The organism is Pseudomonadota bacterium (assembly GCA_039193195.1).
Taxonomy (GTDB): domain Bacteria; phylum Pseudomonadota; class Gammaproteobacteria; order Steroidobacterales; family JBCBZW01; genus JBCBZW01.
Genome location: JBCCWS010000008.1, coordinates 104,454 through 129,933 on the forward strand (window position 1 = coordinate 104,454; position 25,480 = coordinate 129,933).

General features: G+C 64.2%; 21 protein-coding genes. 3 read left to right on the forward strand and 18 right to left on the reverse strand.

Annotated elements, in window-relative coordinates:
• Positions 1 to 84 precede the first annotated feature (84 nt).
• From AAGA68_09810 to AAGA68_09835, 6 genes are all read right to left on the reverse strand, one after another.
• The gene (locus AAGA68_09810; protein ID MEM9385343.1) at positions 85 to 1,113 is read right to left on the reverse strand and encodes an SH3 domain-containing protein; all 1,029 of its coding nucleotides are present in this window, start codon (positions 1,111 to 1,113) and stop codon (positions 85 to 87) included.
• Between the two features lie 384 nt (positions 1,114 to 1,497).
• Positions 1,498 to 3,000 carry a radical SAM protein gene (locus AAGA68_09815; protein ID MEM9385344.1) on the reverse strand — a complete coding sequence of 501 codons (1,503 nt, stop codon included), beginning with the start codon at positions 2,998 to 3,000 and terminating at the stop codon, positions 1,498 to 1,500.
• Positions 2,990 to 3,760, reverse strand: a complete 771-nt coding sequence (gene uppS / locus AAGA68_09820) for a polyprenyl diphosphate synthase (GenBank protein ID MEM9385345.1) — start codon at positions 3,758 to 3,760, stop codon at positions 2,990 to 2,992. The genes AAGA68_09815 and uppS overlap by 11 nt, the downstream gene beginning before the upstream one ends.
• A 38-nt stretch (positions 3,761 to 3,798) precedes the next feature.
• A complete protein-coding gene (locus tag AAGA68_09825; protein MEM9385346.1) occupies positions 3,799 to 4,203 on the reverse strand; it encodes a transcriptional regulator in 405 nt (134 codons plus the stop codon).
• Complete coding sequence (locus AAGA68_09830; GenBank protein ID MEM9385347.1) at positions 4,196 to 4,804, reverse strand: hypothetical protein; 609 nt, start codon at positions 4,802 to 4,804, stop codon at positions 4,196 to 4,198. The genes AAGA68_09825 and AAGA68_09830 overlap by 8 nt, the downstream gene beginning before the upstream one ends.
• 217 nt (positions 4,805 to 5,021) lie before the next feature.
• Entirely contained in the window at positions 5,022 to 6,254 is a 1,233-nt protein-coding gene (locus AAGA68_09835; GenBank protein ID MEM9385348.1) for an AAA family ATPase, read from the reverse strand.
• 183 nt (positions 6,255 to 6,437) lie between these two features.
• Here AAGA68_09835 and AAGA68_09840 point away from each other — a divergent pair, with 183 nt between their 5' ends.
• Positions 6,438 to 7,670 (forward strand): hypothetical protein, encoded by a 1,233-nt coding sequence (locus AAGA68_09840; GenBank protein ID MEM9385349.1) that lies wholly within the window; start codon positions 6,438 to 6,440, stop codon positions 7,668 to 7,670.
• Between the two features lie 25 nt (positions 7,671 to 7,695).
• On the opposite strand, the gene AAGA68_09845 is transcribed toward AAGA68_09840, so the two are convergent.
• The gene (locus tag AAGA68_09845; GenBank protein MEM9385350.1) at positions 7,696 to 8,889 is read right to left on the reverse strand and encodes a glycerophosphodiester phosphodiesterase family protein; all 1,194 of its coding nucleotides are present in this window, start codon (positions 8,887 to 8,889) and stop codon (positions 7,696 to 7,698) included.
• Between the two features lie 163 nt (positions 8,890 to 9,052).
• Between AAGA68_09845 and AAGA68_09850 the strand changes: the two genes are divergently transcribed.
• Both AAGA68_09850 and AAGA68_09855 read left to right on the forward strand, forming a co-directional pair.
• Positions 9,053 to 10,360 carry an MFS transporter gene (locus AAGA68_09850; protein ID MEM9385351.1) on the forward strand — a complete coding sequence of 436 codons (1,308 nt, stop codon included), beginning with the start codon at positions 9,053 to 9,055 and terminating at the stop codon, positions 10,358 to 10,360.
• A gap of 115 nt (positions 10,361 to 10,475) precedes the next feature.
• Complete coding sequence (locus tag AAGA68_09855; protein ID MEM9385352.1) at positions 10,476 to 11,294, forward strand: DUF4198 domain-containing protein; 819 nt, start codon at positions 10,476 to 10,478, stop codon at positions 11,292 to 11,294.
• 67 nt (positions 11,295 to 11,361) lie between these two features.
• Here the strand turns inward: AAGA68_09855 and AAGA68_09860 are convergent, their stop codons facing one another.
• The 11 genes from AAGA68_09860 to AAGA68_09910 form a co-directional block, all read right to left on the reverse strand.
• On the reverse strand, positions 11,362 to 13,218 hold the full coding sequence (locus tag AAGA68_09860) for a vanadium-dependent haloperoxidase (protein MEM9385353.1): 1,857 nt from the start codon (positions 13,216 to 13,218) through the stop codon (positions 11,362 to 11,364).
• Positions 13,219 to 13,445: 227 nt separating this feature from the next.
• Positions 13,446 to 14,402, reverse strand: a complete 957-nt coding sequence (locus tag AAGA68_09865; protein ID MEM9385354.1) for a sulfotransferase — start codon at positions 14,400 to 14,402, stop codon at positions 13,446 to 13,448.
• Positions 14,403 to 14,461: 59 nt separating this feature from the next.
• Positions 14,462 to 14,998, reverse strand: a complete 537-nt coding sequence (locus AAGA68_09870; GenBank protein MEM9385355.1) for a hypothetical protein — start codon at positions 14,996 to 14,998, stop codon at positions 14,462 to 14,464.
• Positions 14,999 to 15,012: 14 nt separating this feature from the next.
• The gene (locus AAGA68_09875) at positions 15,013 to 15,717 is read right to left on the reverse strand and encodes a HupE/UreJ family protein (GenBank protein MEM9385356.1); all 705 of its coding nucleotides are present in this window, start codon (positions 15,715 to 15,717) and stop codon (positions 15,013 to 15,015) included.
• Positions 15,718 to 15,998: 281 nt separating this feature from the next.
• Entirely contained in the window at positions 15,999 to 16,484 is a 486-nt protein-coding gene (locus AAGA68_09880; protein ID MEM9385357.1) for a hypothetical protein, read from the reverse strand.
• A gap of 516 nt (positions 16,485 to 17,000) precedes the next feature.
• The gene (locus AAGA68_09885) at positions 17,001 to 17,444 is read right to left on the reverse strand and encodes a nuclear transport factor 2 family protein (protein ID MEM9385358.1); all 444 of its coding nucleotides are present in this window, start codon (positions 17,442 to 17,444) and stop codon (positions 17,001 to 17,003) included.
• Positions 17,445 to 17,533: 89 nt separating this feature from the next.
• On the reverse strand, positions 17,534 to 18,394 hold the full coding sequence (locus AAGA68_09890; protein MEM9385359.1) for a hypothetical protein: 861 nt from the start codon (positions 18,392 to 18,394) through the stop codon (positions 17,534 to 17,536).
• A 16-nt stretch (positions 18,395 to 18,410) separates the two neighbouring features.
• Positions 18,411 to 20,777, reverse strand: coding sequence for an MMPL family transporter (locus AAGA68_09895; GenBank protein MEM9385360.1), 2,367 nt, complete (start codon positions 20,775 to 20,777; stop codon positions 18,411 to 18,413).
• A gap of 70 nt (positions 20,778 to 20,847) precedes the next feature.
• The gene (locus AAGA68_09900; GenBank protein MEM9385361.1) at positions 20,848 to 22,005 is read right to left on the reverse strand and encodes a YCF48-related protein; all 1,158 of its coding nucleotides are present in this window, start codon (positions 22,003 to 22,005) and stop codon (positions 20,848 to 20,850) included.
• 36 nt (positions 22,006 to 22,041) lie between these two features.
• Positions 22,042 to 23,403, reverse strand: coding sequence for a DUF1329 domain-containing protein (locus tag AAGA68_09905; protein MEM9385362.1), 1,362 nt, complete (start codon positions 23,401 to 23,403; stop codon positions 22,042 to 22,044).
• 38 nt (positions 23,404 to 23,441) lie between these two features.
• Positions 23,442 to 25,301 (reverse strand): DUF1302 domain-containing protein, encoded by a 1,860-nt coding sequence (locus AAGA68_09910; protein MEM9385363.1) that lies wholly within the window; start codon positions 25,299 to 25,301, stop codon positions 23,442 to 23,444.
• Between the last annotated feature and the right edge of the window lie 179 nt (positions 25,302 to 25,480).

Genomic DNA, 25,480 nt, shown 5'->3' on the forward strand with positions numbered 1-25,480 from the left:
CGTTGGAGGCACTCCGACGCCGGTTGCGAAAAAGGGGCGGTTCGCTTTCGATCCGCCCCTTTTATTTGGACTAGGCGCCAACCATCAGTGCTTGACGAGCGCCTTCTTGACCCAACCACCGCCCTCGGCCGTCTCCACCTGCAGGTAGTTGCCCTCAGCGGCTCCCATGTAAACCATCTCCGAACCGCGCGGCAAGGTCGCCACCACAGAGGCACCGTCCGAAGGATTCGCCATCAACTTCACGTTGCCTATCTTCGGCTGAATTACATCGCCCTCATTGAACACCGCACCGGCGATCGTGACCGTACCGGCCTCTTCCGCTAGCGTACCTACGTTTCGCTGTAGGTTCGGATCGTTGCGCACCACCTGAACGATCTGATTGAAGTTGTCTGCGTAGCTGGCAGCGAGGATCTTGCCCTGGTCGGTGCTACCGTAGCCACCACCGGCACCGCCGATCCCACCTCCACCTAGCAAGGCTCCGAAGTTAAAGTCAGCTTTCTTCGCACTCCCTTCCGCGGCCGCCACCTGCACGCCAGAACGCGCATCCGTAACGAGCATGCTGGTCTGTGCCTCCTTGAACTGCACGCCGGCGGCCGCTCCACCGAGGATGCGGCTGCGTCGGCCGATGAACCCTCCGATGGCACCGCCCACGCCACCCGCATTGTCGTCGGAGAATACGACCGCCGGCGTCAGTACGAAGTCCGCGGCGACCATCTGCCCACCGCCGATGTTCGAGCTCTCCCGCAGCTGCCCTGAGTCCGCCAGGGAACGCTCTTGCATCATGTTGTTCATCGCCATGCCGCGCTCCACCACGATGAAGCAGTTGGACTGCTGAACCATCATCCGGATCAAGCCCGAGGGCGATCCCAGCTGATAGCGGGACAGGGCCTGCATCACATAATCCTGTGGCTCTACCACGGCGAGCGCACCCATCGGCTTGTCGCAGCGCGCGAGATCATCGTTACCGGTGCTGGTCTCGGTGCCAGCAGCACCCTGTACCTCACTGCCACCCTTGCCTTTTTTGGTCTTGAACGGCCCCGCCTCGGCCATGGTGGCTGCCCCTAGGGCGAGTGCGGCGGTAGTCATCAGGGCGATCAACTTGTCGGCTTTCATCTTGAGCTCTCTCCTATCACTTGGGCGGTGGGGCGGTCCGGGGGGTTGGCCAGCCTATCGACTGTCTCGCGGGCCCGCGCCAGTCACGACGAGGATCCTACTCCACTGTGCGTAAAGGCGTCTCGAGTTCGCACCGCACCATGCTCGTCGCGTGGGCAGTACTCCGGGCCCACCAGGCCGCGAGCGTGCGCCCGCTTAAGAGGCAAAGCCACGGAAGAGCCGTGGGAATCCACACGTGCCAATGACCCACCGCCAGCAGCTTGCTGCCGCGTGCCGGAGCTGTGCTGCTGCAAGCCACTAAGTAAGCAGAAGCGATAGGTTGACATCACCCGGTCAGTGTCGCCAGGAAGCAGCGGCCTGCTGCGGATCGGTCCTCCCTTCGGGTCAAACGCCCGGAGAGACAACGCTCCCAACGGCACCACGCCCTTCGCCCGGCGAGCATTGACGCAAGCTTCTGCGAAACCTCAGGTGCCGGCGCCGAGACACCTCGATAAGCGGTGCCCACGCCACGCCCGTGAGGCGGTGTTGAATCAGCCATTGCCATAGCCAGTTGCTGCGTTTGTACAGGTAGCTCATCGCCAGGTAGGGCGCTACAGCGCGCCAGTCGCTAGGCCGCCGTCGCCAGATCGACCGGTGGGAGAACAAGCGTCGGTAGCTCCAGGCGTAGCCCTCGGCGAGGCGCTCTACACTCATCAGCTTCGGCTCGAACACGACGTGGGCCGTGTCGTAGCGTGACCAATCGCGATGCAGCAGGCGACCCTGCGCCTCGAGCTGTCGAAACAGCGGTGTCTTCGGATAGGGCGTCAGGATATGGAAGGTGGCACACTGCAGGCGCTGTGCCTCGATCCACTCCACCGTGCGGGCGAAAACCTCCTCATCGTCGTGATCGAAGCCGAAGACGAAGCTACCATTTACCTGGATACCGCAGTCATGAAACAGGGCGATCCGGCGCGCGTAGTCCTCCGCTGAGGGTGAACGTTTGCGGGCCGCAGCGATGTTGGCGTCGTTGAGCGACTCGAAGCCGATAAAGACGCCCGTGCACCCAGCCAAGGCCATCTCACGCACCAGGAGCGGATCGTCAGCGACATCGACGGTCACCGCGGCGCTCCAAATGATGTCCAGCAGTGCCAGTGCCTGGCACAGCGCCCAAAGGTACTCCGGTCGCGAGCCGAGATTGTTGTCCGTGAACACCGCGTAGGGCTGGCCGTCCTCACGAATCTCATCGACCACCTGTTGCACCTCACGCATACGATAGGGCATGTGTAGACCATCGGTGGCGAGGTAGCAGAAGCCACAGCGGTTGTGACAACCGCGGGTGGCGATCACGCTGCTGGTGGTGAGGAACTGCCCGCGAGGCAGGAGGTGGCGAGCGGGCGGCGGGTCATCCCGGTAGGGGCGTCGATAATCACCCTGATACACGGGCCGTAGCTCGCCGCGGCTCACATCTTCCAGCACCCGAGGCCAGCACGCGACCCCCTCACCGATCACCAGCGCATCGCCATGGGGCGCTGCTTCCTCCGGACAGGAAGTCACGTGCAGACCGCCAAGCACGACGAGAACGCCCTGCGCGCGATACCAAGCGGCGAGTGCGTAGGCGCGCTGCGCAAAGGTCAAATGCACGGTAATCCCCACCACCTGGGGCAAGGGTACGCTCGGTGGCGGCCCTTGCAGCAGGTTCTCATCGAAGTAATCCACGTGCCAAGTACTCGGAGTGGCGCCGGCGATGCTGGTCAACGCCAAGGTTGGGGTGAGCACGTGTTTGCCGAAGCTGGCGTGCGGGTCCTTGCGGTAGAAGGGGTTGATGAGTAGTGCACGGTAGGGCGTTACCTGCTGGCTCCCGCTTGGCGCAGGCAGCTCAGCGGCCATGCGCATGCGATCAACGGGCATGACGTACCTGCGGGTCTTGGCCTGTCACGGACGCCTCGGAAAGACCGCCGAAGCGTCGGTTCCGCAAGCCAAAGGCATCAAGGGCGGTGGCGAAGTTCTGCGCCGTGAAGTCCGGCCACAGGACGTCGGTGAAATAGAGCTCCGCATAGGCGCATTCGAGCAACAGAAAATCGCTCAACCGACGCTCGCCCCCACTGCGGATCAGTAGGTCGACATCACCGATCGGGCGCTTCGCGTGCACGACACTAGCGAGCTGATCGCTTAGGCGGTGGCGCCTGTGCGGTGGTGAGGATGGCAGCACCTGCCTCGCCGAAGGCGAGGCAGCACACTGCATCATCAGATGCGCGATACTCTGGCGACTGGAATAGTCTACAGCGATCCGTAGCCGCATGCGCTCGCCGGCGGCGGTTGCCCCCTCGCACCTGTCGATGGCCTCACCCAAGGACCGCCCCAAGCGATCGCGTCGGCCGATCACTTCGAGAGCTATCCCCTGCTCAAGGCATGTACGTATCTCTTGACAGAGGTATTGCTGGAGCAGAGCCATGAGCACTGTCGTCTCGCCTAGGGGGCGCTGCCAGTTGTCGCTGGAGAACGCAAACAGGGTAAGTTCTCGCACCTGATGTTGGGCGGCGAACTCCACGATGCGGCGTACGGCCTTCGCGCCGCGACGATGCCCAGCGGTTCGCGGTAAGCCGCGGCGGCTCGCCCAACGTCCGTTGCCATCCATGATGATGGCGACATGCTGAGGTATGCTTTGCATAGTACTTTTCACTATAAAGCTAGGGTGCAAAAAAATATTCACCGATCTCGGGTCGCAGCGATCAGCGACTCCATGTGCTCGAGATAACGCTCGAGGGCACGGCGGCCCCTGCTCAGCAAGCGATACTCGCTGCGCGGAGTGCGGCCCTCGAAGACCTTGCGGCAAGACACGTATCCGGCCTGTTCCAGCTTGCGTGCATGGCCGGCGAGGTTGCCATCTGTAAGACCGAACAGCTGCTTCAACTCAGTGAACGTGAGCATGTCATTCACCGCCAGGGCGCTGACGATGCCGAGGCGGATGCGTTCATAGATGAGCTTATCGTGATCGCTGTCTGGCCCCTGCCCAATGCTGCTGCTCACCGCCTCCAGGGCCGCGAGCTTGCGCGGCGCACGAGACGATGCAGGCGACTTGCGCGCCGCGCCGCGCTTTCGCGATTCAGCCACCGTGCCGCCTCCAGATGTACGCGCCGACGAGGATATGCGCTGCGCCAAAGCCCGCGATGAGACACCATTGCTGTTGCGCAGGATCGAGTGCGACGCACGCTGCACCGCACGCCATGCACAGCATCCCTAGGGCACGAACGGCGCGTACGGACAGGGCGCCGGCAGCGCACACGCTAGCCCCGTAGCCCAGCAGCCACGTCGCCGGCACCAGTGTCAGCTGTCCGCTCACAAGCATGGCCAGGGATAACAGCGCGCAGGCGAGAAAGCCCGGCACCAGTGCGAACAGGAAGCGCCGACCCACCCCGTGCGTCATGCTCGAGCCATTGCGCGCCGCCTTGCGCATCATCATGAGGATGCCTACGGGCCCAGCGACAGCGGCAACGGCCAGCCAAAGCGCTGGCCATCGGCTAGCTAGCGAGGACACGCTCAGCGACAAGACGCCCGCGACACACGCGATCACTCCTGCGAAAACCGTCGCCGGCCCGGATACGGACGTGAAAGCCCCGCCCGACGCCATCGTGGCGCGGATAAAACGCAGATTCCCCTCCGCCGCGCTGTGCAGCGCCGCCGGAATCTGGGGTTGGGGTTGGGGGGCAGCCATTGGCGAGACCCTAGCGAATCGCCCAACCAGGGTCAAATCTGAAGAGTACTTTGCAGAAAAGAGCTGGACGGCGGAACTGGCGGATCGATCGCGCACGCCCATTGGTAGTAGCGCAACTCCGCGCTGGTGAAGGCTCTCCAGCTCCTCTATCCGCTGGGCCACCTAAGCGTGGTCCGCCGAGGCTCCCTGTGCCTCGAGCCGCGTGAGGCGCGCGTCTCTACTTTCGTCCCTCGGGCCACTGCCAGGGCGGCTGATCGAGCATCGATTGCCCGCCCACGGCCGTCTCCCCCATCTCACGCTCTAGCTGCAGCGTCTGGCAATGCTCGGCCTCCTCGAGGGCGGCGATCAAGCGCGACGCGTGAGAGACCACCCACACCTGCGTGCGCGACGAAGCCGTAACGATCAACCTTGCCAATGCAGGCAATAGATCTGGATGGAGGCTAGTCTCCGGCTCGTTGAGCACCATCAGCGGCGGCGGGCGCGGGGTGAGTAGGGCCGCCACTAGGAGCAGGTAGCGCAGAGTCCCATCGGAAAGCTCACTCGCATCCAAGGGCCGGAGCAGCCCAGCCTGATGCAAGCGCACGGAGAGCCACCCGGCCTCGCTCGCCTGAACGTCCACTGATGTGCCCGGGAACGCGTAGTCGATGGCCTCGTCGAGGGCAGCGACGTCGCCGATCTCACGGATAGTCTCCAACGCGGCCGCTAGGTGGCGACCTTCATCGTCGAGCGCGGTGGTGCGCGTGCCCACCTGAGGCTGCCGCGCGGGCGCCTCGGCATCGGTCCGCAGGTGATCGTAGAAGCGCCACGCGCGCATGCGCTCTCGCAGCGTGAGCACCTCCGGCGCCTGCTCGGGGTCGGCGAGGTGGGTGAGCACGCTGTCGAAGGCGCTCATGTGTTGGGTCACGACGTGCCACTCGCGCCCTCGCCGCACGCGCACCATCGGTCCACGCCGCTCCAATAGGGTGGAGGCAGGGCGCCACGCGGGCCCGGCCCAGATGCACTCGTGCTTAATCTGAGGATCACGACCAAAGTGCGAGCTACGTCGGCTGCCGTCGGCGAGCACCACCTGCGGATTGGAGTCGGGAAGCCCTAGGCCGATGGCATAGCCGAAGTCATCGGCACCGAAACCCAAACGCAGGCGCACCACGTGCTGGCGGGGTTGTCCCTGCACCGGCACCTCCCCGCGGCGCATGCGAGCGCCGACGGTCTCCGGCCCTGCCCACAGCACAGAGGACAAGCCGCCCTCGCGCGCCAGCGGCCCCACGGGGCCATCGGCCGCCGCCGCGGCCAGCAGGCGCAGGGCTCGGTAGAGGTTCGATTTGCCGCTGCCATTCGCACCGCAGACCACGTTCAGCCCGCCCAACGGCGCGATGAGTTCGCGCAGGGAGCGATAGTTGGCCACGGCGAGGGTGCTCAAGCCGTTCTCGCCTACGCCCTGTTTCTCTGCCATCGCCCGATTTCGCTCCCGCCTGCACCCGAGCCCGCCTGCATGGTAGCGCCTGGCAATTGGCGCTGCCGCAAGCTAAGGCCATTCGCTCCCCACCGCCGCACGATGTGACGGCGGTCACGCCCACAGCCTACACACGGGTGTTAACTCGGGGCATTGAACGTCCGCCTCGGAGTACGGTTACGGATGATCTCGCACACGCGGCACTTTCTCACCGCGCGCCGCGTCGCGGGGTTCGCCGCGACCGCAATCGCGCTACTTCACCCGCCGTTGGCGTCGGGGCAGGCATGCACATGGCGGCAACCGATACCCCATTGCCTACGCCTCGCTGAATCCCACCATAGCGTGCTCGGCGACCTCGATCTTACGGTCGCCGGTCAAGCCGCCGTTGGTGGTGCGGGACCGCAAGCGCCTCTGCTAAGTTCCCACTTGCACCTAGCAGGGCTCGACGGGCGCCTGCGCTACGAGCTGCGATACAGCTTCGACAGTGGCGACATCCTCGCTGCCCATGAGCACGCCCAGGCACGCCTACACACCCTTGCGGCCGAGCGCCGTGAGCAGCGCTGGGGCCTGCGCCTCGCCACCCTGGGCGGCCATCCCGCCGTGCTCGAGCATCGGCTCACCACGCAACAGCGCTGGACCGTCGATGGACTGCATCAGCACCGCGAAGAGCGCACGGAGCTGCGTTGGCAATCGCCTCGGGTAGAGATCGAGCTGCGCCTACTCTCACCGAGCGCGCCGCAGATTGACGCTGCGACTGGCCTGCGCTGCGACAGCTCAGCCTCGATGGCTCTGAAGCCTAGAGCGACGTCAGCCGCTGGATCCGTGCGCCTGCTCGCAAAGGGATGCGAGCTACCTCCGTCACTGCCCGGCGGCGACGCCAGCGCCGGCGCGGCGTCTTCGCTCGAGCTCAGCTATCGTCGCGAAGATCCTCACGGCAGCGACACGATTCGCTTCGAACAGCTCGCGGCTCGGACCTACGGGGCCTTGCGTGCGACGCGCAGCTATCGTTTCCAATGGCAACATCAACGCAGGCGAGGAGCTTGGCAAACCTCCGCGCAGGCATCGTTGCGCCACCAAGATTGGCTGCCTACGCTCTTCGCTCCACCACCGATCGGTCCGGCCGATTCCACTTTGCAATGGGCGGCGAACGCCTCCATTGCGCGGGAGGTGATAGGCGGCAAGGCGTTTGCTCGATGGAGCAGCGCGAGCATGGCGGGATCCCTCTTCACGCCCCAGCCCCTAGGGCGAACCGATCGACTTCATCTCGGCTTAGATCTGTCGCGCTGGCTTGGCGAGCTGCTACCGCGGGCTGCGCCATCGCTGGTGATGCAATGGCACGGATCAGTCTCTGGCGCGCCAGATCGTCCACGTGCCCACGAGCAACGCATGGATGTAAAGGTGGCCATGCGGTGGTAGCGCTGCGCTCGGTAGCCGATGCCCCCTAGGCCTGCGTAAACACCCGACGCGCCTCGACCGCTGGCCCTGGGTCGTCCGCGAATACGCCTCCCACCCCCGCCACCCACAGCTTCACTAGCTCCTGCTCTGCACTCAGCGTGTCACCGTCTTCTCCTAGCACGCGGAAGACCGTCTCTGGACGCAGGGTGTAGGCGTGCACGGCAAGGCCCGCTGCTTTGGCGTTGGCGAGCAGCGGGTGGACCTCCCCAGTCAGTTGAGGCAGCCTTGCCGAATCACCCGTGCGCCCGCGCAGCTTGCGTGGCAACACGGCCGTAATCCACGGTCCGAGCGCCGCGGCGTAGGCCCTCGCGATCGCGGACAGGGCGTCACCGGTGGTGAGCGACTCGTAGGTGAGCGCTTCGCCCCGCGCCATCCCGAGGCAGGCGGCCAACGCGCCGTAACACTCCTCGGGGTGATGACCGGCCTTAGCGTGGTACACCGTGTCCCAAGGATGAGCGAAGGCGAAGTCGGGGGCTTGGGGCGCATTGCCGAGATCCCCAAGCAGCTGCACCAGGGGCAACTCGACCCCCGCCGCCGGCATGATGCGTTGGCCGAGCAGCAGCAAGTTTTCGATTTCGAAGGACTGGATGAACACGCGCGACGGGTCGATAAAATGCGCCTCCCTCAGCGTGTCGATAAGCACCTGGCTGATGGACCGGTGGATTGGCGTCCCGTCGATGCGGCGCCCCTCGTGGGCGAAGTAGGTGGGGTGCTTGGTCTCCGTATAGAGCCCGACCAACCGGCCCTTGCGCTCGAACTCCCGCACGAGCCCGATGATCTCCCCCAGGGTGGGAATGCGCTCGGCGGGAAAGCGCTGGTCGTTGTGGGGACGGAGGTCGGGTAGGCGTTCCCGGGCGCGCAGCGTGCGCAGTTCGGCGAGGGTGAAGTCCTCTGCGAACCAGTCTGTTCTCTCTGCGCCGTCCACCCGTTTAGTCGTTCGGCGATTGGCGAACTGCCCACGCTCGGCGACGTCGGTGGTGTCCTCTAGCGTATTCTCATGACGCGCCACCAGCACACCGTCGCGCGTAAGTACCAAATCGGGTTCGATAAAGTCGGCGCCGGCTAGAATCGCCTCGCGATAGGACGAAAGCGTGTGCTCGGGCGCCCGAGCGCTCGCCCCGCGGTGGGCGATGATGATCGGCTCTGGGACCTGCGGTGGCGGCGACAGGGTGCTCGACATGACGTTGGGCAACTCCTCTTTGTGGGTGCCATCGCAATGACATGGCGGCGACCAAGCGCGGCGCGCGCACGGTAAGCCTGGCGCGCACACGACGCAGTGGCATGTGTCGCCAGCCTCGGTCTTCCCCACCGAATGATAGCGCGTGCGATGACGCCCTTAAGCAATGCTACGATCCCATGCGATCAGCTCTACGCGACCAAGCGGAGAAACTCGCCTGACCGATCGAAGCGACGCGCCGCTCAGCACGCAGCGCCCCGAGCCCGCAGGTCAGTACGCCTTGCTCGGCGCAAGCGTGCTGCTCGCTATGGGCCTATGGTTCTCAGCGTCGGCAGTGGTGCCACAGCTTGCCAGCGAGTGGTCACTGGCAGCCAACCAGCTGGGCTGGCTGACCGCCAGCGTTCAGCTAGGGTTCGTCGTGGGGGCCCTCGCGAGCGCTTTTACGGGCCTTGCCGATCGCATTCCCATACATTGGCTCATCGCCGTCAGCGCCGCACTCGCGGCCCTGGCCAACGCGGCCATCGCCCTGCCCGCCACGGGCTTCGAGGGAACCCTGATCCTACGCGGGCTCACCGGAATGCTGCTAGCAGGTGTCTATCCGCCCGGCATGAAGCTCGTTGCCAGCTGGACACGACGGCGGCGTGGTCTCTACGTCGGCATGTTGATCGGCGCCCTTACGGTGGGCTCCTCCATGCCCCACCTGCTCAACGCAGCCTTCGCCGGTGCTGGCGACAGCGCGCCTGCGGCCTGGCGAGTGATCGTGCTGGGTGCTAGCGGACTGGCGCTAGTGGGCAGCGCCCTCGCCCTGCCCTTGCGCCCGGGCCCCTTTGCTGCCCCCCCTGGTAGCCGGTCCTTTAGGTGGCGTGAAGTCCCTGCGCTGATAGGTGCCCGCGACGTGCGCTTGGCGAATCTTGGCTACCTCGGTCATATGTGGGAGCTCTACGCCATGTGGACCTGGGTGCCCCTTTACCTGTCCTTGTCCTTCGCTTCCGGTGGACTGCCTGAAGGCGCAGCGCGCTGGGTGGCGTTCGCCACGATCGCAGCCGGAGCACCCGCCTGCGTCTTGGCCGGCTGGTTCGCAGATCGCCTGGGCCGCACCGCCGTCACCGCCATTGCGATGGGAGTGTCAGGAGTCTCCGCCCTCGCCGCCGCCGCGAGCTTCGCCCATCCGGTCCTGCTGTCGGCCATCTGTCTGCTTTGGGGCGCCGCCGTGATCGCTGACAGCGCTCAGTTCAGCGCAGCGGTCACGGAACTCACCCCGCCCCACCGCATCGGCACGGCACTGACCCTGCAAACTGCCCTCGGCTTCCTGCTGACGATGGTGACCGTCCAGCTCCTGCCCGTGGTGGCCGAACGCGCCAGCTGGCCTGTGGCAATGGCTGTGCTCGCGATCGGCCCGGCGGTCGGCGCGGCGGCGATGCTCCGCCTACGTGCGCTGCCGCAGGCGACAGCCATGGCCGGCGGGCGCCGCTGAGCTCAAGCAGCAAGCTGACAGGGAGCTTTGCTGCTCCCGCGCGGTTGATCCGCCGCCTCAACCCAGTCAACCTTGCGGACCTGCCAGCCAACGCAAGACAAGGAGTCACCACTTCATGACCCGAATCCAGCGGCGTTCCTCATACGCCGCGGCCATCACCACTACTAGTCTCATGCTGCTCGCCCAAGGCGCGGCCGCACACGATACTTTCCTGTTACCCGCCACGTGGACCACGCCTCCGGGGACACCACTCGCCCTGCAACTCACCAGCGGCTCATCCTTCCCCGCGCTGGACTCCGGACCCACACCTGACCGCATCGTGGCCCTCGGCGGGCAGGTACTCACAAGCGACGGGCGAGCCCCCGTCTCCCTGCGTGTCAGCGGGCATTCGTCCAGCGCGCTGCAGCCACGACTATCGGCAGCAGGCGCGGGCGAGGTGACCGCCGGATTGTCGCTCGCGCCGCGCGATATCGATCTGCAGCCGGATAGCGTGGAACACTATTTCGAAGAGATCCGCCCAAGCGCCGGCGTTCGTGAGGCGTGGGCCGCCCAAGAGCATCCCGTACTGCGCGAGACCTACGCAAAACACGCCAAGGTGCTGCTCTGCGCAACCCCTTGCGCCCCAGACGATGGCAAACGCGCACCGGTGGCCCTTGGACATCCGTTGGAGTTTCTCCCGCTCGGCTCCCCGAACGAGGATGGACGACGATTCCGTTTGCTGGCCAACGGGCAACCGGCTATCGACCATCCTCTCAACGTGTGGACCGCCGACGGCGAACACGCCGCGCTGCGCACGAACTCGAGCGGCGAAGTGTCCGTGCGGCTGGAAGTGGCAGGGCCCGCCATGCTGTCGGCCGTGAATCTCCGCCCACCGACAGCAAGCGACAAACGCTTTCAATCAGACTTCGCCACGCTCACCCTGCTCGTGCCCTAAGGGAGGCGATCGCCCGCAGCCGCCCATACGGGGGCGGCCACGGGTCGACCTTCCAGCCGCCCTTGACCTATCGGCGACCGATAGTCACCACATCGCCATCGAACGTCGGGATCGACATTACGAAGGGATCTTGGACGTAGCCGAGCGCTTGCTCTTCCAGCATGCCGATGGCGATCTGCTCGCCCATGCGCACGCTGTCGAAGTAGTCGGTGAAGTAGTGCACGCCGGCCATATTACGACCAATCGAGATGTTGGCTGCGAGCTTGTTGAGCTCTCCTTCCAAGGTGAGGAACTGGCCCGGGGCGACGCTGTCGAGGAGGTTGCCGCTGCTGGGCGGTACGTAAGCGATCGCTTGATCACCTGCCGCCCGACGACGAAAGCGCACATCCCCTTTACGCTTTGCGAGCACCGCATCCGTGTCGAAGAATGCCTTCAGCACCGTGACGCACGCACCGGCGACGGTGGCGTGACCCGCGCCGTAGGCAGGATGCATGGGAGAGCCCTCAGGGAAGGCCATCGGCAAGAAGTAGGTGCCGTTACCTAGGTGGGCACCGGCCTGGATCAATCCGAGCGTACTGTCGGCGAAGCCAGTGGATCCATTTTTGCCCAACGCCTCGACGAAGGGCTTGAGCGTGTCGGCCAACCCGGGCGGTACCGTGTCCTTCGCCGCCTTTGCGAGCGTCGGAAGCGTTCGCGCGAGCTCCAGGCGCGCCGCCAACGCTTCCGGGCGAAGGCGCATGTGATTGTTGAACTTCTGATAGCGCACGGCCTTCAACGCGCGCGTCGCCACCTCCGTGACCAGAGTCAGGATGTGCGGGCCGCCGAACAGGGCAAAGCCCGAGGCGTTGCGCCGGACCTCCCTACCGCCATCTACCACCTTCGTTGAAGCGCCGGACAGGGCGTCGAAGCCGGGGTCGAAGGGAACCTCCGTCGCCAGCAGCGTTAGGCAGGCGTTGAGGTAGGCCTCGTACAGCGCGTCGTAGTGCACGTAGGTGGCGAGATCCCGGGGCGTGGTGATGAAGCGTTGCTCGACCCGCCCGCCCGTACCCGTCTGGTAGGGCTCAGGCGAAGGGCGCAAGCCGTTCTGCGCGTCGACGTAGTCGTCCATGGTGACCATGAAGTTCACCGCTTTGGCCTGCGCAACACGCAGGTTGAGACGAAGCGCGCCGTAACTCACCTGACCATCCGCGGGGCTGCCACCCATCGCCAGATCAGTACTGCCGGCTAGCAGCAACTGTGACAGGTGAGGCCCCACATCGGCGCCCGGTGAGAACCCTCGGAACACGCTTTGCGCCGTGAGCAGTCCGGTGCTGGCGTCGACCTTACGCGGACGGCCTGAGAATGGGTTCGCTCCGACCGCGTACGACAACCGTTTGAGGCGATCAACCGAGGCGTTAACCTCAGCGCCGCCCGCACCCTCGAATTCAGTAAAGGGCTGGTCGCGTAGGATCGCGAGCTCGTACACCTCCGCCATTTCGAAGACGAGTTCCGGATTCACCTCACCGCTAGTGAGCAGCAACGGCGGCGCGGGGGGCATGGTGACGGCCTGCGCGTCGGGGCCTTGCAGATCGAAGACGAGCCCCGCAGTGGGCGCCTCCCACTGGCGAAAGTCCTGGGGGATCTCGCTCGCGGCAGTCACAGTGCCATCGGCCTTTACGCTGAACGCGGCACCATGGCGGGCGCCGTCCGTGAAGGGATCGATGCCCCCCCGGTCGATCGCCTGGCGGAACCGGCGGTAGTCCGCTTCCTGCGCCAGGAGGCCGGTCTGCGGGTGGTGGGGTAAGCCCTTGGTGAACGACATGAAGTAGCGATCAGACGCGAAACGCTGCTCATCTCCATTCGCCTCATGGGTGGGGTGAGGGCGCGCGCTGGCGAGCTCCGCCGCAGCGAGCCTCACGGATTTGGCCGTTTGCCTTCTGTCCATTTTTCAATCTCTCTTGCTGTGCACTCGGGTAGGTATGCCGGTCCTACCGCAGTAGTGCCCTCCTCGCTCGGTTTCTCTCACAAGGTCAGACAGGAGGTGTCGGGCGAGCACTGCCACGCGCGAGATAACCGATAGCTGGCGAAGCTATGCGAGAGCTTGTCGACAACGCTCAGTGTTGAGTTCGTGCACGTTGGCAAAGGGGCGAGCCTAGTGGGCCGCTTCGCAATTCAATCATCCGCATAAAGGTTGATATCGAACCTAGCCAACGCATCCCGCACGGCGAGGTGGTCCGCTTGCGAGATCCGCTCACGCCAACGCGAGTGCACCCAGGCGGAATCGCCCGCGGCGATCCGCGCTCTCGTGCGCGCCGTGCTCGACTGCTTGGTGGATCTGGAAGGCAGTGTCAGACGCGCCAGCATCGGCTCGGCGCAGGGCAGGCCCAGGTGGGTCGCTAGCGACCGCACGGTCGACTCCGGCTCGATCACCAAGTCCTCATAGCGCACGTGCAACCAGTGTGGCCGTTCGGGCAGCAGACGCAGGGGCACGAGGTTCTCGAGGATCCAGTTCACCACGTGCTTGAGCAGCAGCGAGTCGCCTTCCATGACGTCGTGGACGTACGCCTGCTGACGGTCGCTCAAGTGATCATGCACGAAATCCGGATTCTCCAGGAAGGCCTGCGTGGTCAAGCCCCAGCCGTTGCGGATGATCGAGAGTGCGGTCGGGATGGGGTGGCGCGTGGAATACACGGTCTTCACAGCAAAGTGCTGGTCGATGCGATCGATTAACGCCTTCGCGTCGACGATCTTCAGCACCACGCGCGAACTGACCCAATCGAACTGTGGATCCCAAACGCGCCAGGGGCCGTTCACCCGCAAGCGTCCGCTGAACAAGTCCTCGAGGTAGGCGCTGACACGCGCCCAAGCCTCATCGTCCACCGTGATCAACTTCCCCGACGGACCGGTGGGAATGCGGTTCCGCTGCCGCGCGGAGGCCGAGTAGATCGAAAACGGCTGATCACTATAGGTGATGCCAGGGTTGGCGGCGATAAGCTCCATCAGCCAGGTGCTACCGCCGCGACGGGTGGCGTAGAGACAAATGTTGGGCAGATCTGCGGGCCGGTGGCGCGTGAGCGCACCGACCGCCTCCTTGACCAGCGCCTTGGCGGTCAGCCGCAAGGAGGGCATTCGACTGCCACTTGCCTAGCAGACTCGCAAGCAGAAAGGAGCGACTGCCGGAGCGCTCCTCATTCGTCGCTCATGTCTTTGACCCGCACGTATTGACCAGCGAAGGTGAGGTCGATCGTTACGTCCTCATCACCGTCGTTGCGCCAGTACCAGCCGTGGGTACCGTCGAAGAGCGCTGTGAACTTCCCCTGCATCTCCCGGGCGTTGCTCACCGCGTAGCTCTCGTAGTAGCCAGTGGTGTCACCTTGGGGCTCTCCGTGGAGATCCACATGAACGGTGTCGCTGGCGATCCAGCGGTACTCGAGGCGCTGCCCCAAGGTCATCACCAGCTTGTACTCGACACCGTCGCCGGCCTCGAGGGTGACGAGGTGATGGCCCGGCACACTAGCGGCCGGTGCCGGCAGCGATGGCGCCTGCTCGGCCGGGTCAGGGCTCTGCGGCGCCAGCTGTAGCAGGCCCAGACGCTGACCGATGCCCGTAGGATCAACCCCGTACTCCGCAGGCAACACCGCCGCGACGATGATTGTGAGTCCGAGCGCAAGCGCCGCGGCGAGCGCGCCCAAGACGCTGCGAGGGCCGTATTCAGGTGATGCCATGAAGCGAGTCCCCCCTAGGAGAAGAAGTAGCCACCAAGCTGCAAGCCGATCAATACGACACCCGCGCTCATCAACAGGGTGTTCGTGAGCAGCGCGGCGCCCGTGAAGGAGCGGTGACGGCGCCATAGGTTGAGAATGGCGAGGATCAGGCCGAGGGCCAGCAGCTGGCCAATCTCGACGCCAACATTGAAGGCCACCAGGTTACCGAATAGGTGCTCTCGCGGCAGCTCGAAGTCCTGCAGCTTGGTGGCGAGACCGAAGCCGTGCACGAGTCCGAACAAGGCCACCATGAGCTTCGGTTCCGGTCGCGGGAGGCCGAGCGCAGGGAAGCCCCCTAGGTTGTCGAAGCCCTTGTAGAGCACGGAGAGGCCGATGACGGCGTCGACAAGGTAGGCGTTTAGCGACAGCCCGGTGAGTACGCCAAGGAGCAGGGTCGCGCTGTGCCCGAGGGTAAACAGGGTAACGTAGGTCAACACGTCTCGCCCGCGGACCAGGAGGAACATCACGCCGAATAGGAACAGCAGATGGTCGTAGCCGGTCACCATGTGCTTGGCACCAATGTACAGGAACGGCCCGATGAGCAGGCCGCTGGCTTGACTCAGGAAGTCGCGCGTACCGTCGTCCACGCCGTGCCCCAGGGTGGGTGCGGCCGCACCGAGCGCTATCAGCAATATCATCAGAGCGCACAGGCGCGCCCCGCGAGGTTGGATCGATGACATAGGTCCGGCGAATCGAAAACGTGCGGCGTCCGAGTGTAGAGCATCTGACTGGGGCTGGCAGATGAGACGCACCTGAGCGCGATGATCGCACCCGCGGTGTCAGTCGGCACGGCCGGTCCCGGCGACCGCTGCGAAGGGGGCAGCGGTCGCCAAAGGTCGTCAGCCGAAGCAACTCACCGCTCCCCAGCGCATCTCCGGTGCTCGCAGGTGGAAGTCCGGAGAGGTGTTCATGTCGATCAACGCTTTTCCGTAGCCCGCGCACGGAGCGCACAGGGTCGCTGTCAGACGAACCGTGGCGGGATCGTTGCCACGCAAACTGCCCCGGAACGCGGGAAAGTCACTGAAGCTGAATCCCGCCTGGGCGGCAGAGCCGCCCGATTCGACGTGGTCGACGATAGTCTCGGTCGCCTCGTGCAGCGCCTGACCGCCGGCAGAGAGAGGGCCAAGGCCACGCCAATGTCGTCAAACGGCTGCTTCACCTCAATACGCTTCTCCACGCACAGCTCGACAGCCAACTCGTCCGCCGACACCTCGCAGTTCCCCCACGTCCACGCGAGCCGGTAACCGCTCAGCTGGCAGACGGGGACGATGCAGTACTCACCCTCGAGGCCAGGATCGAAGCCAAAGGCGAAGGAGATCGACATCTTGGCGACGTTCTGAGCGCCGGGACCAGGCCCGTTGACCTCCAGTCGCGGCCGCGCCGTATTGGCGTCTACGCTGATGTTGGCAGCATTCTCGACGACGTCACCATCGTTGTCTGTGTGCACGCTGATGAGGGCCTCGGTCTCCTCGAGGGTCGCCCAGCAATAGCACTGCGGCGGTCTTGGCGCTGCGCGGAAGGCCCTTATGAATAGCTGGCGTTCCGTGCCGCTTGTTCGCAAATACCTCTCGATCGTGTTGGGCGATGACACTACCCTGGTCAGCCTCGAGTTCTCCTCGGAGGGCGGCAAGTAGCGCCTCGTACTGATCAGCAGTGTCCTTTGCGGCGGTTTGCACAGCGTCGTCGTCGGCGCCGCGAAGGGTTCGAAACCGTTTTGCGCTCTGCAGACGCTGAGCGCGGAGTCGTCGTCTTAGGTCACAGCTGATATCCATCTCAGTCTCCAGTCGTGAGCAATCGTGCGAGGTCGGCGTTACATGTGCCGATCGTGTGCTTGACTAGAGGGATTTCAAAGCCGTGGACAGCGACGCATGCAAGATCGGTGAGGTCGATGGCAACCCAATACCGAGTGTGGATTCAGCTGTTACAAGCATGTTGACCGAGCCACCGCTCGCCCGACAGAGCGTTACTGCAGCACGAATGCCTTCTGGACAATCCTCCACTCATCCTCGATGTGGACGAGCGTCAGCGCATCGTAGAAGCGATCCGCCGAGCGGAACAGCACCACGGCGATGCGATCGTCGACAATGTCCATGGATAGGATCTCGCCGTCACGTTCAGTGCCCGGCGGGTTCTCGTTTGCCGACCAGTTGGCGAGCACCTCGGTCATGTCTTTCCATGCGCGGATACTCTCGTTACCTTGAGCGTCGCGCGTGACTCCAACCATGGTGGCGAACTCTGCGGCGAACGCGCGATTCAAGCGTTCCGCGCTGGCTTCGCCCTGGCCGTGAAAGTAATCGAATACTGCAGCCTCGATCGCGGCCTTGTGTTCCGCGGCGTGGTCAACAGTCGCAGCGCTAACGGGTACAAGGCCGAAGAAGATGAGTACCGTGAGCAGTTTGGCATGCATTCGTGTTGTACCTCGCTTTCTTGTCTCATTGCACACGGGTCGTATGCATTGGTGAAGACCCTCCGCAGGTACTCAAGTTCCGCATGAGCTTACCGAGAGCCTTTTACCGGATGCTTTGCGAGATCAGGGCTGCGGAAGGCGACGACCTGGTTGTCGTATCCCGTCGGGATCAACACGAGTCCCGTACTCGGCTGATAGCCGTGATTTGCACTGCCAACACCCTCGACAGCGGTGACGGATGAGACCGCCCCGTTGACCAACTGCACCAACGGGCCACCGACAGGAGTTACCTGCAACACCTGCCCATCGACTACCTCGATGCCGTCGATGTCCTCGAGCCAACTCGGACCCACCACCGAGATCTCCAAAGACGCCAACTCGATACGCCACAAGCGTTCGCCCCCTACCCACAGCACATCGCCATCAATGGCGATGCCGTTTGCGCCAGGGAAGACAGGTTGCGGCGTCAGCGTCGAGACCTCCTCTGAAGGGCGCACCAGGTAGACGTGACCGGCAGCCGTGTCGGTGACGAATAGCGAGCCATCCGCGCCCACGGCGATGTCGTTGGCCACGCGCGAGGGCAAGGGGATTACACGTTCGGCTGACAGATCGACCCCAACGTACACTCGCACGGAGTTGCGATCGACGACGTACAGTCGCTGGCCACGCCGGGCCATTCCGAGCGGTGCATCAAGGCCCTCGATGCGCTTGGGTGTCAACACCTCGCCTAAAGCCGATAGCTCCGTCAGGTAACCCGTGCCATCGGTGCGGTAGTCGCAAACGTTGGAGACCAGCAGGTGACCGTCAGGCATTGGCAGCACGGTCTCGGGTTCACAGAATTGGCCCTCGGCAATCCACACCGGCTCGACGAGCGTAGGCGCTGGCATCGCGGCCGACGCAGCCGAAGCCGCGGCCGCCGCCAGCACGACCAACCCCGTCGAGATGATCATGGGCCGTAAACCTCTCCTATGCGATCGATCCCGACGGTAGAGCATCTGCCGGCGCGCTGCTGTCTCGCTCACCCCTGTCGTAGTACTTATCGAGCTTGATCAGCATACGTGCCAGCGCCGGCAACAACACCAGCGCGCCGAGCATGTTCCACAGGAACATGAAGGTGAGCATCACGCCCATATCCGCTTGGAACTTGATCGGCGAGAAGATCCAGGTGCCCACGCCCACGGCGAGCGTAAAGCCCGTAAAGGCCACCGCCGTCCCCGTCGTCTTCAGGGTCTTGTAGTAGGCCTCGCGCAGGCGGATACCCCGCTCGAGGTAGCGTTCCAAGCGACTGTAGATGTAGATCCCGTAGTCCACGCCGATGCCGACGCCGAGGGCAATCACCGGCAGCGTTGCCACCTTCACGCCGATACCAAGCCACGCCATCAGCGCCTGAGCCAAAACGGACGTTAGCGCCAGTGGGAGGATGATGCAAAGGACGACGCGGACGGAGCGGAAGGTGATCAGGCACAGCACCGCCACCACTGCGTACACCCAGGCGAGCATCTCGTACTGGGCGCGCGCGATCACCATGTTGGTGGCCGCCTCCACCCCGGCATTGCCCGCCGCAAGCTCAAACCGCACGGACTCGCTGTCGTAGCGTTCGGCAAAGTCCGAGGTGGCGGCCACCACCCGCTCCAGCGTAGCGGCCTTGTGATCATCGAGGAACACGAGCACGGGCGCCATGCTGCAGTCCGTATTCATGAGCGTGCTGGGCGCGCGGCTGGTGCTGTTGTTCAGGACCAGCCGATTGCGGCTGAGCACGGCCCACTTGAGATTGCCCTCGTTCATGCCTGCGTTGACCAACTTGGCCACGTTCACCAGCGAGAGCGCAGACTGTACGCCCGCCACCGTCGCCAGCTCGGACTGCAGGCGGTCCATGGCGGTCACGGCCTCGTAGCTGCCGCACTGCTGACTCTCAGTCTGCACCATCACCACGAACACATCCGTGCTGGTGGAGTAGTGCGCCGTGAGATAAGCGTTGTCCTGGTTGTAGCGCGAGTCCGGGCGCAGCTCTGGCGCGCCGGGATCGAGGTCGCCGATCTGCAGCCCGCGGCCGCCGACCAGGCCCACCACGAACAGCAGGGCCGCGACGCCTACGGTAATCCGCGCCGTGGTCGGATGGGAGAAATTGGAGACGAAGCGCCACAAGGGCTGTGGCTTGCCGCTGCGCGAAGCGTAGAAGTCGATGCAGCCCTTGGAGACACCGGAGAAGGACATCAGCAGGGGCAGAAGCACGAGGTTGGTCAGGATCAGCACGGCGATACCGAGGCTAGCCGTCACCGCGAGCTCTTTGATCACGGGAATGTCAATCACCCGCAGGGTGAAGAAACCGATGCCGTCGCTCACCAGCGCGATGATGCCGGGCGTGCACAGACGGCGGAACGTCTCGCGACAGGCCTTCTCGCAGGGCGCGCCAAAGGTGGATTGGATCGCGATGGTATTGACCATCTGCACGCCGTGACTGATGCCGATCGCAAACACCAGAAACGGCACAAGCATCGAGTACGGATCCAGGCCGAACCCAAGCGCACGCAGCAGGCCCAGTTGCCAGACCACCGCGACCGTGGAACAGAGCAGTGTGATACCCGTGGCGTAGTGGCAGCGCGAGTAGGCGTAGAGCAGCACCATGGTGATCAAGAAGGCGATGCCGAAGAAGGTCGCCACCTGACTCGAGCCCTCGATGAGATCGCCGACCACCTTGGCGAAGCCCACCATGTGGATACGGATGCTGTCGGTTTGGTACACGTCGCGAACCCGAGTCTCCAGCTCCCGCGAGAGTTGGCGATAGTCGAGGCGCTCGCCCGTGGTCGGGTTCTCATCGACGATTGGCGCCAGGATGATCGAGGACTTGAAGTCGTTGGCGACGAGCCGGCCGACGGTACCTGAGCGCAGCACGTTCGCGCGCAGCTCCTCCAGGCTCTCCGGTGAGCCGTCGTAGGAATCGGGCACCACCGTGCCGCCGACGAAGCCTTCCTCCGTGACCTCGCTCCAGCGCACGTTCGGCGTCCACAGGGACTCGAGGCCTCCCTTATCGACACCCTCCACATTCAAGAACACCTCGTCGGTGATCTGCTTCAGCGCCTCCTGATACTCGGCACTGAAGATGTCGCCCTCCTGCGCGGCGACGACGATGCGAATCGTGTTGCCAAGGGCCGCGAGGGCGGCGCGGTTCTCGATGTAGTTTTCGATGAAGGGATGCCCCGTGGGGATCATCTTCAGGAAACTGGCATCCGCACGCAGCTGAGAGGCTTGATAGCCAAGTGTCAGGGTGGCGATGACGAAGGCGATCAGCCACAGGGGGCGGTTGCCGAAGAAGAGCCTCTCGAAGAAGCTCACGAGGGCGCCCGTGGGCTGCTCAGGCAATTCAGTGGCCTGGTCGTCTTGCGTAGCCAACAGCCTTCCTTCCTTAGGGAATTTCCACTCGGTGAATGCCGGCTGCGCCGACCACCACCACGTGCGACGCGTCCGCCGCTGCCACGCCGCTCAAGGACAGGCGATCTTGTCGATAGCGCACGCTGAAGGTGCGCCCGTGATCACCGCTGGTGAGGATGGCGCCCGAGTTGCCGACCAGGACCAGACGGCCGTCTGCCAGGTGCGTGCCGGCGGTGAGCGATGCCTGATTGTCTGCGTCGATGCGCTGCCATTGCTCGCCGCGATCCGTAGAGCGATAGATATTGCCGCGCAGACCAAAGGCGAGAACGTAGGCTTCATCGCCGTCAACACCGGTGAGGACGCTGAAGTAAGACCCCTCGTAAGGGCTGTCCAGGGTGATCCAGTTGGCGCCGCCATCGTCGGAGCGATAGAGCAAGCCGGCCTCGCCGACCAGGTACAAGGTGCCGTCCCGCGCCTGATCGATACCGTAGTAATGGTACTTGTCTGGGTTTTCGATGGTGCGAGCGGCGAGCGTCCACGCCTCGCCACCGTTGCCCGTGGCGAACAACGTGCCGTAAGCGCCCGCCGCTACGCCCTTGCCATCGCCGTCGAACCACAGGGTTAGGAACGGATTGGATGGCCCCTCCTGCAGCGCAGTCTGCAGGTCTTCGAGCGCCCACTGAGCATCTTCCACGGCGAGCGTTGCGTCCATGTCGTCCGCACCCTCCTCGAGGGCCTCGAGCGTCGCCTGAGCGCTGGCGATCTTCTCTTCGGCGAAGGCGATCTCCTGATCGGTAGCGCTCACCCCGTCGAAGCTCTGGGCCCAGGTGACACCGCCATCGACAGTGGTGAGCACCATGCCCTCGTGCCCCCCAGCGGCGCCACGCTGGGCGTCGATAAACGCGACGCTCGCGAGATTGACCGAGAGGGGCACCGCGGCCTGCTGCCAGGACCCGCCACCGTCGTCCGAGTACGCGATCAAGCCCCGCTCGCCGACTGCCACCAAGCGCTTGCCGGCCCGCGTCACCGCTAGCATCAATGCCTCAGTTACCGCTGGATTCTCAAGCGCGGGTAGGTGGGTGAAGTCGACCGCCTCCTGCGCCTTCGCAGGCATGATGGCGACCAGGGCGGCCAGCAAGGCCGCAGAGGGTGAAAGGCGAAGCGGGCGTTGAGCGCCCGCTTCTAGAGACATGCAGTACAAAACTCGCTCCCTTACCGAGCGGAGTGCTTAGCCACGCCCAGCGCGGCGCAGGGCCGACGGCGTGTACTCTGAAGCGTTGGTCTTGTAGTTCCACTCGTAGGTGTAACCGGAGAGCTCGTTCTCAAGGCCGATCGGCAGGTAGCGACCGTTCACCAGGTCGTACTGCACCTCGACCGCGTACCAGGGCACCTTCACGTGATAGTGGGTCATGCTGTGGGCTTCCTTCACTCGCCACAGCTGGCCGCGCCCATCGTACTGATCGACGGCGACGATCTGCCAGGTGTCCTCGTCGATGTAGAAGGTACGGCGGGAGTACACGTGGCGCTTGCCGTCCTTGAGCTTGGCATCGACCACCCAGACGCGGCGTAGCTCGTAGCGCAGGTAATCGGGGTTGATGTGGCCCTTGCCGAGCATGTCCTTGTAGCGCACGTCCTTATTGAGCAGCTTGTAATTGTTGCCGCCGATGTACATCTCGCGCTTGCCGATCAGCTCCCAGTCGTAGCGATCGAGGGCACCGTTGAACAGATCGAGATCATCGGAGGTACGCAGCCCATCGGCGGCGGTACCTGGACCATCGTAGGCCACATCCGGTGCGCGACGAACCCGGCGTTGACCGGCGTTGTAGAGCCATGCGGCGCGGGGTTCAGCCACCTGGTTGAGGTTCTCATGCACCAGCAGCACGTTGCCCTCGAGGCGCGCCGGCGCGTCGATGCGCTGCTTGTAGAAGAACAGGCGGTTGGCGTCGATGTCGCCATCGAGCTGATTGGCCCAGCTGACCTGGTCCTCGAAGACGATCGGGCTGAAGCTGGCATTCTTCTGCACCGGTATCTGCGTGTAGGTGCGCTTCACGCTGCCGCCGCGGAAGCGCAGGATGTGATTCCAGATCACCTCGGTGCCGTTGGCCGGTATTGGGAAGGGGCAATCGGACTCGTTATTGGTGATGCCGTTGCCGCCCTCCACGGTCTCCACCACGGTGGCGTTTGCCTTGATCTTCTCGTAGACCTCAGGCGGGTACTCGGCGATGCGATGGCTCGGGTATACGGGCAAGCGATAGGTGTCCGGATAGCGCTTTAGCATACCGATCTGGCCCGCCGAGAGCTTATCCTTGTACTGCTCGTGGTTGGCCGCAGTGATGGTGAACAGCGGCTCCTCATCGGCGTAGGGATCGACCAGAGGTTTGCCCGCAACAAAGCCCGCCGGAGGGCTCGCGAGAGGCTCCCAGGCGGGGATCGAACCATCGGCGTTGCCGGCGCGTTCCGCGCCGATTGGCGTGAGCTGGTCGCTGCCAAGGCGGGCAGCTTCGTCAGCCGAGACGGCGGCGGCCAGCGGTTGCGCGAGCACGCTCAGCACGGCAGCGGCCGCGGTGGTGGTGAGTTTAACGTTCAGCATTGTTAGGGAACCCCCTCGAAGTGATCGGCGTAGTTAGCTCAGAAGCTCACGCCGAAGCTGAGCGAGAAGAAATCTCGGTCGCGCGAGACGTTGTAGTCTCCGCCCGAGAAGCGGGTGTAGGCAATGTCGCCGAAGTAACGGTTGTTGTAGTCACCGGCGAGGCGCAGCCCCAGCACCTGGCGACCCTCGACGAAGATAGGCGCAGGCTCTGGATAGTAGCCGTCCACGTCGTGAGACCAGGCGATGCTCGGGCGCAGGTTGATGCCCCGGAAGGCATTCAGGTACTGCCACTCCAAACGCAGGCGATAGCCCCAAGAGGTATCGGTGAGGAAACCATCGCGGGTGCAGTTTTCCGGCGATGGGTTCGGGATCAACCCGAGCGCCTCATTGCCTTCACAATTGACCGAGACGCCCGGCGCGAGTTCCAGATCGCCAAAGTCGCCAATGCCGAAGGTCGCCGAGCGGCCGAAGCGCAGTTCGGACTGATCCGGCACGTCCTGCACGGACGCAAAGCCCACTTCAGCCACCACGCTGAGGCGATCCGCGCCCATGACGCGTTCAAAAAACTTCACAACGGTGGCCTGCAGCTGAAGCATGTCGAAGCGCTCGAAGCCAGCAAAGTCCTGGCCTGGCGCGGTCGTGAGGACGGTCGGCGTCAGGGTGCTCCAGGGGGCGCCGGCGACACCGGCTTGGAGCAACTCGGTCGTGTTGATCTGCGCCGGCAGATCCTGTCGGTAGCTCGCCTCACCGGACAGGGCGAAGCCGCCGAGGTTGGTGTTGAAGCTAAAGCCGTAGAGCTTGATGTCATCCGGGAACTCGGCGAAGTACTGCGGGTTGCCGCCAAACGGATCGCCGGGGATGAAGAAGCCGCCCGTGCCGGCCTCGCCGCCGAGCAGCACGTTGCTCGACGTGGTGCCGCCGAGCAGCGGTAGGCGGCTGTGGTAGTTCACGAAGTACAGGCCGAACTCGGTGAAGTTCAGTTCCTCGGCGAAGTACTTCAGGGAGATACCGAACTGGCCCTGGTTGTCTGGTTCGCGGTCGTCCGTACGGGTGATGAACAAGCCGTTCGCCAGGGCCGCCTGGTCGGACACATCCACCGGCTGCACGGTCACGAAGTTACAACCGTCGGCCGCCACGTCCACGGTGGAGAAGAAGGTGCCACAACCATCGATCGGGCTCTTCTGCCACTCCCACTGGTAGAACGCCTCGACGTTGAGGGTCTCGGATAGACCTAAGGAGGTGTACACCATGCCGACGGGCAGCAAACCTTCCTTAATCTCTACACCGGGCCGGCGGAAGGCCGTCACGTCCACCGGGTTGATGATGTTGATGCCGTTCTGGATGAAGGTGCTCTCACCCCAACTCACCACCTGCTCACCAATGCGCAGGCTGCCGGGCATCGAGCCCAGATTGAAGTCGCCGTAGACGTAGGCATCGAGCAGCTGCGCGCCCCGAGTCCGCGCAAAGTCGTTGAAGCCTCCGTCCTCCAAGGGCTGGTTCGGCGTGTAGCCGTTAAGGGAGTTGCCGAAGGGCCTATCGCCCTCGGTCAGCTCGATGTCATACCAGTACTTGAAGCGGGTGAACACGCCGATGTTGTCGGTGCGCAGTTCCAGCTGGTGCAGGCCCTTCACGATGAAAGACGTCTGCTCACCGCTCTCGAAGTTGAGGTTGCCATCGTCCGTCACTGAGGTGGACGCGCGGCCGCCCTCGAAGTTGCCGGAGAAGACCAGCGCGGGATCGACCCCCTCCGTCCGCCAGCTCGAGCCGATGGAGATATTCGAGGTGAACGTGCCCTCGATCTCCCCGATGCGAAACTCCCCGGCGGTCGCGGGCAGAGCTAGCAGTAGCGGCGTGGAAAGAAGGCACGCCGAAAGCGGATGGCGCAGGCGCTGGTTCATGAGCATATGGAATCCCCGAAGGACGGTGGCGGGCGCAGCCCGGACGCCATCGCGAACGCGGTCGTGGACACAGCATCCATCTCCCAACATCCTGACGACGCTTCCCCAGCTATCGACCGAACGACTAAAACCCATGCGAATGCTAGCACTTGACCCATAGCGTGAGAACGCCCAGAACA